This is a genomic window from Protofrankia symbiont of Coriaria myrtifolia, from assembly GCF_900634755.1.
Taxonomy (GTDB): domain Bacteria; phylum Actinomycetota; class Actinomycetes; order Frankiales; family Frankiaceae; genus Protofrankia; species Protofrankia coriariae.
The window spans coordinates 5,248-17,479 of record NZ_CAAAFS010000337.1; the positions used below are offsets into that span (position 1 = coordinate 5,248).

At 71.0% G+C, this 12,232-nt stretch carries 8 protein-coding genes and 3 pseudogenes; 2 read left to right on the plus strand and 9 right to left on the minus strand.

The features are described from left to right. Nucleotides 1–330: 330 nt before the first annotated feature. The 9 genes and pseudogenes from CM1CMNOD_RS19720 to CM1CMNOD_RS24545 all read right to left on the minus strand — a co-directional run. Nucleotides 331–2,193 carry a serine/threonine-protein kinase gene (locus CM1CMNOD_RS19720; protein WP_013875354.1) on the minus strand — a complete coding sequence of 621 codons (1,863 nt, stop codon included), beginning with the start codon at nucleotides 2,191–2,193 and terminating at the stop codon, nucleotides 331–333. A gap of 521 nt (nucleotides 2,194–2,714) precedes the next feature. Beyond that, a complete protein-coding gene (locus CM1CMNOD_RS19725) occupies nucleotides 2,715–3,560 on the minus strand; it encodes a 2OG-Fe(II) oxygenase family protein (RefSeq protein WP_347176521.1) in 846 nt (281 codons plus the stop codon). Next, a pseudogene (locus CM1CMNOD_RS24225) lies at nucleotides 3,559–3,876 on the minus strand (2-oxoglutarate and iron-dependent oxygenase domain-containing protein); the annotation flags it as partial. The gene CM1CMNOD_RS19725 and the pseudogene CM1CMNOD_RS24225, both read right to left, overlap by 2 nt. Before the next feature lie 39 nt (nucleotides 3,877–3,915). Beyond that, nucleotides 3,916–4,755: a DUF427 domain-containing protein gene (locus CM1CMNOD_RS19730; protein WP_013875356.1), complete on the minus strand. Its 840-nt coding sequence runs from the start codon at nucleotides 4,753–4,755 to the stop codon at nucleotides 3,916–3,918. Then, nucleotides 4,752–7,103, minus strand: coding sequence for an ABC transporter ATP-binding protein (locus CM1CMNOD_RS19735; protein WP_013875357.1), 2,352 nt, complete (start codon nucleotides 7,101–7,103; stop codon nucleotides 4,752–4,754). The genes CM1CMNOD_RS19730 and CM1CMNOD_RS19735 overlap by 4 nt, the downstream gene beginning before the upstream one ends. Next, the gene (locus CM1CMNOD_RS19740; protein ID WP_013875358.1) at nucleotides 7,100–8,014 is read right to left on the minus strand and encodes an ABC transporter permease; all 915 of its coding nucleotides are present in this window, start codon (nucleotides 8,012–8,014) and stop codon (nucleotides 7,100–7,102) included. The genes CM1CMNOD_RS19735 and CM1CMNOD_RS19740 overlap by 4 nt, the downstream gene beginning before the upstream one ends. Beyond that, nucleotides 8,011–8,970, minus strand: coding sequence for an ABC transporter permease (locus tag CM1CMNOD_RS19745; protein ID WP_013875359.1), 960 nt, complete (start codon nucleotides 8,968–8,970; stop codon nucleotides 8,011–8,013). Before CM1CMNOD_RS19745 ends, CM1CMNOD_RS19740 begins: the two co-directional genes overlap by 4 nt. Nucleotides 8,971–8,976: 6 nt before the next feature. Then, nucleotides 8,977–9,663 (minus strand): annotated as a pseudogene (locus tag CM1CMNOD_RS23780) (ABC transporter substrate-binding protein); the annotation flags it as partial. Between the two features lie 166 nt (nucleotides 9,664–9,829). Next, nucleotides 9,830–10,369: pseudogene (locus tag CM1CMNOD_RS24545) on the minus strand (ABC transporter substrate-binding protein); the annotation flags it as partial. Here CM1CMNOD_RS24545 and CM1CMNOD_RS23405 point away from each other — a divergent pair. Together CM1CMNOD_RS23405 and CM1CMNOD_RS19755 are read left to right on the plus strand one after the other, a co-directional pair. Beyond that, nucleotides 10,356–10,619 (plus strand): hypothetical protein, encoded by a 264-nt coding sequence (locus tag CM1CMNOD_RS23405; RefSeq protein ID WP_050803609.1) that lies wholly within the window; start codon nucleotides 10,356–10,358, stop codon nucleotides 10,617–10,619. The pseudogene CM1CMNOD_RS24545 and the gene CM1CMNOD_RS23405 overlap by 14 nt on opposite strands. Before the next feature lie 579 nt (nucleotides 10,620–11,198). Then, nucleotides 11,199–12,122 carry a CehA/McbA family metallohydrolase gene (locus CM1CMNOD_RS19755; RefSeq protein WP_013875360.1) on the plus strand — a complete coding sequence of 308 codons (924 nt, stop codon included), beginning with the start codon at nucleotides 11,199–11,201 and terminating at the stop codon, nucleotides 12,120–12,122. Nucleotides 12,123–12,232: the final 110 nt, after the last annotated feature.

Sequence of the window (12,232 nt, forward strand, 5' to 3'; positions counted from 1 at the left end):
AGATCGTGGCCGCCCGGCGGGCCGCCTCCAGCGGCGGGCCGGGGTGTCAGGAGCCCCCTCGCCCGCCGGCTCCGCCCCGAGGCCGTAACTCGGTTGGCCGTCCCGGATCGGGCAGGCAGCCCCCGCCCTCCGCCGGACACACGGAGCAACGATCAATTGACCATCAACAGCCGCACCGGCGACAACGTCCGCTGGCGGACAGCAGGCAAGATCGGCGTATGGCTGTTGTCGTGCACGTCAACCGGGCCGAAAAACGTACCGAACGACAAACTCGTCCGAATCATGTTCCGTGCGGAAGGCCGCGGACGTCGTCCGCGGCCTTCCGCACTCTTAACGCTGGAAGTCTATTCGCTTCAGGCGGTTCGGATAGATGCTGAAACGGCCCAGGTCGTTGGTGCCGAAGAAATCGCAGCCGGTTCCGATGCCACCCCGCGCCGTCTGGCCGGTGAGCAGGGTGACGACCAGGTCGGCCTTGCCGTTCGGGGTGAACTGCTCGTCCGAGCGCAGCACCTCTATGCTTTTCATTTTCTCGAACGGGATGTCCTGTCCGCTGGACAGTGTGATGCCGTGCCCCACGGAAATGCAGTAGGACAGCGTTTCGGCCCGTACCGAGGTGGCCACGCCGTCCGTCGCGGTCAGCACCGCGTTCGTCTCGGACCACGGCTTCACCCCGGAGGCCGCTGACGAACTGGTGCCCCCGGCGGCTCCGGAGGCGGCACCGCCCGAAGCCGGCGAGGCTGACGAAACCGATGAAACATCTGAATCCGACGAAATCAACGAACCTGATGAGGCCGATGAACCTGATGAGGCCGATGAGACGGTCGGGCTGGGCCAAACGGCTACCGTTCCTCCGGACGCCGACGAGGTTTCGTCGCTATCGGTGAGGGTGGTGAGGGAAACAACCGCGGCGATGGCGGCTGCAAGCAGGAGAGCGGTGGCGAACGCCCACCACAGCCGACGTCGAGGTCCCCGGCCCCGGCCGCCGTCACCGGGCGCGGCCGGCGACTGGAGAGGCAGCGTGCCCGGCCAGGGCGGCTGTGCCTGATGCAGCCAGGGCGGCTGCGCGCCATGGCCCGTGCCACTGCCCGTGCCCGTATCGGTGCCACGGTCGGCTCCCAGGCTCGGCTCATGGCCACGGTCCTGGTAGGGGGGTGGTTCCTGCTTGTTGAAGGCATCAGCCGGCGGCGGTGGCGCGGGCCTGAAGGCATCAGCCGGCGGGGGTGGCGCTGAGGGCCTGAAAGCGTCGGCCGGTGGCGGTGGTGCCGTGGGTACGTACCTGGCCGTCGGCGGCACCCGTTCGCCGGGCGCCGGAACGTGGCCGGCGGCCTGACGGACGTCGTCGTCGAGGCGCAGCCGGATGCTGGAGCGGGCGGTCCAGTCCGGGCCGTAGGCGTCGGCGGCGGCATGGGCCAGCTCGAGGGCGAAGGCGTGGGCGGAGGGCTGACGGTCGGCCGGGTCCTTGGCCAGGGCGCGCAGGACCACATCCGCGACCGGGGCGGGCGTCCCCGCCGGCGGCGCGGGGACGAGGTCGAGGTGCTGCTGCCACAGCGCGCGCACCGGCAGCTTCGGGTCGAACGGCGCCACGCCGGCCAGTAGCTGGTAGAGCACGATCCCCAGCGCGTACAGGTCGGTGGCCGGCCCCAGCCGACCACCGGTGATCTGTTCGGGGGCCATGTAGGCGGGGGTGCCCACGAGCGCGCTGGCGGTGGCCGCCGTCCCTTCGACGATCTTCGCGATCCCGAAGTCGGTGACCTTCAGCAGGCCCGTGGTGTCGAAGAGCATGTTGTCGGCCTTGATGTCGCGGTGCAGCATCCCCTGGCCGTGCGCGCAGGACAACGCCGCAGCCACGGCCAGCCCGACCGCGCAGGCGTCCTCGGGCGGCAGGCCCACCCGGCGGCGGGTCAGCGTCCCCCCGCCCAGCAGCTCCATGATGATCAGATGTAGGTCCACGGTCTCGACGTAGTCGTAGACCCGGACCACATGCGGATGGTCGATACCGGCGAGCAGCCGCGCCTCGGCGGCGAAATCGGTGCCCGCGCCCTCCTGGGCCGCGGCCAGCACCTTGATGGCCACGGGCCTGTCCAGCCGGCGGTGCCGGCCCGCGATCACCAGCCCGAACGCGCCGGTACCGAGTTGGTCTCCCAGCTCGTAGGCGGGCAGCGCGGCACCTATCCGCGTACGGTCAACGATCACAGCTCGGCGTCCACCCCCGGACGGCACCAACTACCGCCCACCATCACGAAAACGTTCATATCCTCCGCACAAGCTGTTGCGATTCTAGCCGCGCGACGTTGCATGACGAGTAGAAGGTCGCTGGCCCGACAGACCGGAAGCAACGCCCTCTCGGTTCCGTTCGCCCCCCGATCCCATCGGGCCTGACCTGCTCGAGCGATCGACGAATGCATGCAACTCGTCGTTGGCTCGCTGTTCGTCGGGGGGTGGCGTACGGATCAGGCCGGTGCCGCGACACAGGGATGCGAGTTCCGCCGTGGGGAAGGCGACGACCTGGTGGTCCTCCCTCACGTCTCCGGCCGCCTAGTCGGCGGCGGTGGCCACGGCCACGGCGTCGGCCACGGCCACGGCCGACGCCGCCGACGTGTACACCCGCGCGACGGCCTCGTGGTGCGGATGCACGCCTACGCCGACCCGCGGAACGCCTTCACCCGCGTCACCGACCAGGCCGTGTCTGACAGATGTTCGGTCGGGTGGGTGGTTCAGCGTCCGGCCGAGGTTTCCGCCAGCTCGGAGACGTACGGCCGGCCCTCCCGCCGGGCCGCCACCTGATCAGGACGGCCGTAGGTCCTCATGTAGTCCTCGACCACGTTCTCGGCGAGTTCACCCAGCACCACCGGTTCGAAGTCGGTGCCGTCCGCGCCGACGAACGCCGGCAACGGCTCGAGCACGGTGTCGAGACTCGGATGGTAGAAGATCCCGATAGACCGCCGGGTCACCGTGCCGCCCGCCACGACCCGGTGGCGGACGGGACGTAGCCGGCCGTTGGTCCAGCGGGTGAGGATCGTCCCCGAGAACAGCTGCAGCGCTCCGGGCACGACAGGCACCGGGATCCAGCTTCCGTCGGGTAGCTGCGCCTGCAGCCCGGCGTAGTCACCGCTCTGGTGCAGGATCGTCACGGCCGAGGTGTCCGTGTGTTCCAGCAGCAGGAGCTTGTCCTCGTCGGAGGCGGTGTCCGGGTAGGTCCAGGTCGGGTAGTCGTTGACGACGAAGCTGGTGTAGGGGGGGCTCGTCGTGCGGGAAGCTGCTGGCGGGCAGGCCGAGGATGCGCTCGTACAGGCCCAGCGCGCGGCGGGCCAGGCCGACGGCCGCGTCGGTGTAGGCGAAGGCGACCTCGCGCAGGTCGCGGTCCTGCGACGGCCAGACGTTGGCATCCTCGTAGAGCCCGAGCCAGCGCCGGCCGACTCCGGCCGCGGTGGCGTCGGCCGGGTTGTCGAACTGGGCGATCGAGTACCGCTCGAGCTCCAGGCGGCCGAAGTCGTCGGGCCACTGGCGCCAGCCGCGGTAGGGATGCCCGGTGGGGCTGGCGAGCGAGGCCTTTTCGGCATGGGGCAGCCGCAGGATGCGCCCGATCCGCCGCTCGAAGTCCTCGATCAGTTCCAGCGGGACGCCGTGGTTGACCACCTGGATCAGTCCGATGCTCTCGGCCGCGTCGCGGATCCGCCGCAGCAGGTCGGCGGGGGCGTCCTCGGCGAGGGCCGCCTGAAAGTCGATGACGGGAATCGTGTCGCTCATGGCGGATGTCCCTCCGGGGATGTCTCGGGGATTGCGGTGCCGGGATGTCGGGAGCGGGAGCGAATTTTCAGGACGAGGCGCGAACGGACCGTGGGATGAATAAGAACAGATATGGACGGATACGAACATATCTGGACAGATATGTGAAGTGCGGGGCCGATACTCCGGTCAGGACCAGGGCGTGCCGGGGCGCGGCTGGCGGACACCGTCCACGGTCAGGTCGACCCGCTCGTTGAAGAACGCGACAAGACCAGCGATCTTCGGGATCTCTGGAACGGATTCGGCGTAGCTCCACGCGATGTCGTCGATCCGCGTACCGTCCGGTCCCTCGTAGGACCAGTACCGCGCTTCGCCCTTGTACGGGCAGCGGGTGCGGGTCGGTGCCGGTGTCAGCCGGTCCCATCGCACGTCGAGCTTGGGCAGGTAGTAACGGATCGGCAGCCCGGTCTCGAAGAGCAGGGTCGGATGGTGGGTGTCGGCCAACAGCTCGCCGCCGACGCGGACCTCGACGTGCCGCGACGAGGGCAGCGCGTCGACACGCTTGTAGGGGTCGCGGGGGTGGACGAAGACCTCCTCGTCCTCCTCGTACCAGGCGTCGGCGCTGTCCCAGTAGAAGGCGACGTGGTCGGCGAGCTCGGCCACGTCGGGGATCGGATCCGGGTAGGCCCAGACCGCGTTCTCGGCGCTGCGATCACCGACGGTGATGGTGAAATAGGACGCGTCGCCCTTGCGCGGGCAGCGCGTGTGGTGGTCGGTGGGGGTGAGCAGGTCGAACCGGACGTCCGCGCGCGGGAAGTAGTACACCGGCAGGTGCCCGGTCTCGAAGACGTACAGCGTCCGGATGCTGTCCGCGATCACCTGCCCGTTGAAGAACACCCGGATCCGCCGGCCGTTCGGCTCGGTCCGCACGGGGCGCAGGTCGCGCGGCCGCGGCGAGAAAGGATCCCGCTCACCTGTCTCGGTCGCGATGGAACCGGTTGATGTTCCGGTCGATGTCGTGCCGCTCATGTCCGGACTCCCTTTCCGTTTGTCAATGTCGTTGTGTCGGTGCCTGCGTCGGTGCTGGTGCTGGCGTCGGTGCCGGTGCTGGCCGGGCTCGCCGACGTCTCCGCGGCGACAGGGCGTCCGGACGTCACGCTCTCTCCTGCCGCGGCTGGCATTACCCGCGTAACCCGCGTACCTGACCCGGCGAGCGGTGTCGACGCGGCCCTGGGCAGATCAGACAGCTCGAGGTGGCAACGCACCGTGTGTGCAGGCGCTCCGACCGGCCCGGACAGCAGCCGGACGGGAGGAGCCACCCGATCACACAGGCCGTCCAGCCGGTGGGGGCAGGTCCAGGCGAACCGGCAGCCGACCCGCCCCGCCGAATCCGGACGGCCAGACACCTGGCCCGGCACACCGTCCCCGGTCAGACTGTCGGTGTACGGATGGTGCGGGCCGGACAGCACGGCGGAGGTGGGACCGACCTCGGCAATCTGCCCCTGGTACAGGACGGCCAACCGGTCCGCCAGGTAGCCCACCACGGCCAGGTCGTGGGAGATGAACAGGTAGGAGACGCCGCCGGTGTCCCGCGCGGCCGCCAGCAGCTCCAGCACAACGGCCTGAACGCTCACGTCCAGCGCTGACACCGGTTCGTCGCAGACGACCAGTTCGGGTTCGCCGGCGAAGGCCCGGCCGATGGCCACCCGCTGTTTCTGCCCGCCGGACAGCCGGGCGGTCCGCAACGGCAGGAGGCTAGGGCCGAGCTGGACCCGGCCGGCAAGGTCGGTGACCGTGCCCGATCCTCGCAGCGTCACCAACGCCCGGCGCAGCACGGTGGACACGGAGTGTCGCGGGTTGAGGGTGGTGTCGGGATCCTGGAAGACCATCTGCACCCGGCGGCGGTCCTCGGCGGACCGACGCGACAGCCGCGCCGGCAGGAGGCGCCCGGCGAGCCGGAGTTCGCCCGGGCCGTCGGGCCCGAGACCCACCAGCGCCCGGGCGAGGGTGGTCTTGCCGCTGCCGGACTCGCCGACGAGCCCGAGCACCTCGCCGTAGCCGATGTCGAGATCGATCCCGTCCAGCACCGGCGTCCGACCGTAGCCGCGGGACAGCCCCCGCACGGACAGCAGGCCCGGCCGCGGGTCCGGGGCCGGGCCTAGGCCTGGCCCCGGACCTGGCCCCGGACCCGCGTCATCCACTTCCGTGGCCTGCGCGGGAAGGTGCGGCGTCGTCCGGTCACTGTGGTGACAGCGCACTGTGTGCTCGTCCGGATACGCGTCCGGTCGCCGGCCCGGGCCCGCGAGCCTGTCCGGCGGGACGACGGCGGCAGGAGCAGAGACGGCGGCAGGGACGGGGACGGCAGGAAGAGGAGGGACAGGGGCGAGCGGTGGCTCCCGGGTGCGGCAGGTCTGGTCGACGAGCGCACAGCGGTCCGCGAACGTGCAGCCGCCCGGACGTTCGGTGGGAGCCGGCGGCTGGCCCGCGATCGCCAGCAGCCGGCGTTCCCGGCGGGTGACCCCGACCGCGGGGGCTGCCGCGACAAGGCCGGCGGTGTAGGGGTGCCGCGGCGCGGTGAGCAGATCGGCCGCCCGGCCCTCCTCGACCAGGCATCCCGCGTAGAGAACTCCCATCCGGTCACAACGGCGCGCGACAAGCGCAAGGTCATGGCTGATGAGCACGACGGCCGCGCTGATCTCCTGCCGCAACACCTGCAGAAGATCGAGAATCTCGCGTGCCACCGCCGCGTCCAGGCCGGTGGTCGGCTCGTCGAGGACGAGCAGCCGCGGACGCGACGCGAGCGCCGCCGCGATGCCGACCCGCTGCTGCTGCCCACCCGACAGCTGGTGCGGCCACCGCCGCGCGATCACGGCCGGCTCCGGCAGGCGCACCGCAGCCAGCAGCTCCAGCGCCCGCCCGCGGGCTGCGGCGCGTGACAGCCCCTGCAACCGGCAGGCCTCGGCCACCTGCGCGCCGACGCGGACCGTCGGATCCAGACTGCTGGTGGCACCCTGGTGGACCATGGCGAACGCGGCCGCCCGCCACCGGCGCCGGTCCCGTTCGGGCAGGCCGCCGACGTCGACGCCGTCCAGGTGGATGCTGCCGTGCTCGACCCGGCCGCCATCGGGCAGGACACCGGCCAGCGCCGCCGCCAGCGTGCTCTTGCCGGAACCGGACTCCCCCACCAGCCCGTAGCTTTCGCCGGGACGCACCCGCAGGCTCACCCCGTCCACGGCGGCCGCCCGCGCGCCCGACGCCGGGTAGCTCACGCTCAGCCCGTCGACGACGAGCCCTTCGGAGGTGCCCGGCCCGGTCGCGCCTGCCGGTGTGCTGCCGACTGTGCGGTCAACCGCGCCACCAATCGCGGGCCCGCTCACCGCGCCGCCACCTGTTCCCGCAGGTTGTCCGCGACCAGGGCGACGCCGATGACAAGGCTTGCGACGGCGAACGCCGGGAAGAGCACCGTCCACCAGGCGTGCTGGAGGAAGACCCGGTTGTCCGCCACGGAGGCGCCCCATTCCGGGGAGCCCGGCGGCTGGCCGAGTCCGAGGAACGACAGGGTCGCGGCGGCGAAGACCGCGTCACCGAGCCGGGACGTCGCCTCCACCAGCACGGTTCCGGCGACGTTGGGTAACACTTCGCGGCCCAGCAGGGACGGGAACGGCTCACCGCGCAGCCGCGCCGCCTCGACGTAGGGCTTCTCCCGCTCGACCAGCGCAGCGGCCCGCACGCTGCGGGTCACGATCGGCGCGAAGAACACGCCGATGACGACGACCAGGGTGGTGGCGGACCTGCCCACCAGCGCCACCACGACCACCGCCCCGACCAGGCTCGGGAAGACCGCGAGCACGTCGACGACCCGCATGACGATCTCGTCCAGCAGGCCCCGCCGGACGCCGCACACCAGCCCGAGCAGGCTGCCGGCGCCCACCCCGACCGCGGTCGCCAGCGGAGCGACCTCCAGCACGGGACGGGCACCGGCCAGCACCCGCGCCAGCACGTCCCGTCCGAACTGGTCGGTGCCGAACAGATGACCCCAGCCCGGCGAACGGAACCGCTCGGCCGGATGCTGGGTCATCGGGTCGACGGGGACGAGATGCGGCCAGAACGCCGCGACGACGGCCCATCCGAGGAGCAGGACCGCGCCCGCCACGAACGACGGCCGGCGCACCAGCCTCCGGACGACCCCTGGCCCGCGGACCACGGCGGCGACCGACGGTGGCCCGGCGCCGACGACGCTCACCGGCCCTGCCTGGCCTGCCCGGCCCACCGGGCTCGCCTGGCTCACCGGTGAGCTGCCTTCCCGAGCCGGATCCGCGGGTCGAGCAGCGCATACACGACGTCCGCGGCCACGTAGACGAGCATTCCCACCGCGCCGAGGACGATCGCGGTGGCCTGCAGGGTCGGCACGTCCTTGCTGGTCGCGGACGTCAGCAGCAGGTCGCCGATGCCCTGGTAGCCGAACAGCAGCTCGACGGTGACCAGCCCGGCGAGCAGGAACTGCAACTGGACGGCGAGCGCACTCGTCGCCGGGACCAGGCAGTTGCGCAGCACGTGCCCGCGCACGAGCTGCCCCTCGGACAGCCCGCGCACCCGCATCGCCCGGATGAACGGGCTGGACAGCGTCGCGACGGTGCTGGCCCGCACGTGCCGGGCGACGTAGCCGGCACACAGCAGGACCAGCGAGATCGCCGGCAGCAGCAGATGTTCCACCCGGGTCGCCAGCCCCGCTCCCGGGGGCGCCTGGGCCGAGGAGGGCAGCCAGTGCAGCTGGACGCTGAAGACCACCAACAGCACGACCCCGGTGACGAACTCCGGCGTGGCCCCGAGGCTCAGACCGGTCACGCTGAGAACCCGGTCGAGCGGACGCCCCTCCCGCAGCCCCGCGGCGAGGCCGAGCGCCAGCGCGAACGGCACGAGCAGCACGAAGGCGAGCAGGGCCAGCAGCAGGCTCTGGCCCAGCCGGCCCATCGTCAGTGGCCGGACCGCCACCCCGAGCGTGTAGGACTGTCCCCAGTCGCCGGTGACGAACCCGCCCAGCCAGTGCAGGTACCGGGTGGGCAGCGGCTGGTCCAGCCGCAACTGGTGGCGTAGCGCGTCCACGGACGCCTGGCTCGCCTCCCGGCCGAGCACGGCCCGGGCGACGTCACCGGGGATCAGCTCGGTCGCGACGAACACCAGCAGGCTGACCGCCAGCAGCGTGACCGGGATCGCCAGCAGCCGTCGGACCAGGAACCGCGCCACGCCCGATCAGGCCCTGGTCACGGTCGTCAGATCCAGGAACGCGGATGGGTGCGCCCGCAGCCCCTTGATCCGGTCGGTCCGGTAGGCGCGGACCGCGCCGTTCCACACACTGACGATGACCGGCACGTCCTCGTTGAGCGCCCGCGCGATGATTTCCGCCTGCTTCTTCCGTTCGGCCGGGTCGGTGGCCGCGTCGTAGGCGGTGGCCGCCGCGTCCACGACCGGGTTGGCGTATTTGGAGCCGTTCCACACCCCCTGGCTTCTCACCATCGGGATGATGAACTGGCTTGCCGTGGGCCGGCCCGCCCAGCCGACCAGGTTCGCGGTCGTGAACAGCCACGGGGTGTCGGCGGCCTGATCGCCGCCGTAGAACGCCCCGGAGGTCTGCTGGTCGAGATCCACGGTGATTCCGACCTGTTTGAGCTGGTCCTGGATGACCAGCGCGTAGGACCTGTTCGGCGGGTCGAAGCTGAGGGTGAAACGCAGGTTGTCCACGCCCGCGGCGGCCAGCAGCGACCTGACCTTCGCCTCGTCCCTGGCACGCTGCTGGAGGTCGGTCGGGGCGCTGGCGAACGAGGGCGCGAAGAGATGGTCGTTGCCCAGGACGCCGACCCCGTTGTGCACGCTGGTCAGCACACCCGGCCGGTCCAGGGCGTACGCGACCGCCTGGCGGACCTCCTTCCGCGTGAACGGCGGCCTGTCGACGCGACAGCGTGAACGCGGTCAGGCCGGTGCTGTTCACCTTGTCGACGGCGATGGAGCCGCCGCCCGCGACCGGGCCCACCAGGCCGGCGTCCGACAGGATCTGCCCGTCGACGGCACCGCTCTGCAACGCGAGCAGATCGGCCTGCTCGTCCTTGTAGAAAGCCACCCGGACGCCGTCGAGATACGGCTTCCCGGAATCCCAGTACTTCGGGTTACGGGTGAACGACGCGCCCGTGCCGCTGTCATAGGAGTTCAGCAGGAACGGGCCTGTGCCGATCGCCTTCTGGGCGAACGTGCCCACCTGGTAGTCCGGTTTCAGGATGAGTGCGTTGTAGTTGCCGGCGGACACCAGATAGGGAAATTCCGAGAACGGCCGCTCGAGGCGGAACACGACCGTGTCGGAGCCCGCCAGCGAGACACCGCCGGCCTTGAGCACCGTGTCGAACGCCGACAGCGCCGCGGACTTGTTCGCGGGATCGAGCAGACGGTCGAACGACGCCTTCACCGTGGCCGCGTCCAGGGGTGTGCCGTCGGAGAAGACGACTCCCTGGCGGATGGTGAACGACCAGGTCCGGCCCGCCTCCGACGACGTCCACGCGGTTGCCAGCCGGGGTTGCAGCTGGAAGTCGGAGTCCAGCCAGATCAGGTAGTCGGCGACGAGTTGGACCAGGGCGATCGCGGTGCCGTCGTACATCGTCACCGGATCCAGCGCGGTCGGCGGCGGCGGAGCGCTCAGGGTGACGGTGCCTCCCCGCTTCCCGCCCGCGGTCGAGGACGCCGAGGAGTCGGCGGCGTCCGCGTCACCCGTCGAACCGCCGCACGCCGCGAGGAACGCGGCAAGCCCGCCGGCGCCGGTACCGGCCAGCAGGCCGCGTCGGGTCAGCAGTACCCGCACTGGATGCTCGGCGGACGCGGCCGTCATCCCGGCTGTTCCGGTCGGCTGAATCGGCATGACCGTCTGAACCGGCACTGTCGGCTGAATCGGCATTGTCCGGGTCGGCGATTTTCTCACAAGGGTCCTCTGCGGAAGGGTGAGTGAAGCGCGGCGGATCAGGACCTGTGCCACGAACCCCCGTGTCCGGCGGCGGCCCGCGTAAATGACCATGCGACTCGGGCACGGCGGGAGGCACATGGGAGACGGTGGAACGCGCGGTGCTTGCTGGCGGTGAACCGCCGGGCCTGCGCAGACGGGGCCGTACAGGCGGCAGCCGATCAGCCGCGGTAACAGCGCCCGCAGGTCATCCGCATGAGGTCGATGTGTATCCGGGCGACCAGGAGAACTGTTCTCCACACACCATCAACGGCACCATGACCATCCCAACCAGTCAAGTGGGCAATACCTGCCAGCGATCCACCGACTTCGCGAATACGGACAAAAATGGATAAGATTGAGCGTGGATGCGGCAGGATCGCCCAGCCACGCCCACCCAAGCTGCAGACGGCCCAGCCCGGACGGCCTGCCGGCCGCCTGGGAGCGGGGGGCCTCGGCAACCGACCAGTTGCCCGTAGTTCAGGGAGTACCCGTGATCGACCTGCCGTTCCACCGGCCCGGCCGCTTCTGGCGGGGCAACCTCCACACCCACTCCGACCGGTCCGACGGGGCGCTGCCGCCGGCGGAGATCGGGCGCCGCTACCGGGAGGCCGGCTATGACTTCCTGGCCATCACCGATCACTTCCGAGCCAGGTACGGGTTCCCGCTGACAGACACCCGGCCGTTGCGCACCCCCGGATTCACCACGCTGTTGGGCGCGGAGCTGCATGCCCCGCGCACCGAGTTCTCCTCGGAATGGCACATCGTCGCCGTGGGACTGCCACTCGGCTTCCCGCCTCCCGAACCCGACGAGAGTGGACCGCACCTGGCACGCCGGGCCCGGGCCGCGGGCGCGTTCATCGGCATGGCCCACCCCGCGGCTTCGCTGCTCACCCTCGCCGACGCCGAAAGCCTGGACGCGGCCCATGCGGTCGAGGTCCACAACGCGCTCTCGGCCCGCGAGGACCGGGGCGACAGCTGGCATCTGACCGACATCCTGCTCAACCGGGGGCACCGGCTCGGCGCCTACGCCGCCGACGACGCGCACTTCCAGCCCCAGGACCCGCCGGGCTGTGCGGCCTGGGTCCAGGTACGCGCCGACGCCCTCACCCCGGAAGCGCTCCTCGCGGCCCTCAAGGCCGGCCACTACTACTCGAGCACCGGACCCGAACTACACGACATCCAGTTCCACGACGGCATGGTCACGGTGAGCTGCTCACCGGTGCGCAAAATACTGGTCACCGGAGGCGCTCCGGGCGCGCAGGTGATCGAGGGAGAATCGCTGACGGAGGGCTCCCTGCCCGTCGCGATGTTCGAGCGGTGCGGATACTGCCGGGTCACCGTCGAGGACAGGACCGGAGGACGCGCCTGGAGCAACCCGATCCGCCTGGAACCGGGCGGGGTCAAACGGTCATAACGACGCCCCATCCCAAGCGGCAGGCGGCCAGCGTGGACGGCTTGGCGGCCACCCGGGAACGGGATGCCTCGGCGGCGCCGGAAGACGGGGATCACCAAACCTGGTCGTAA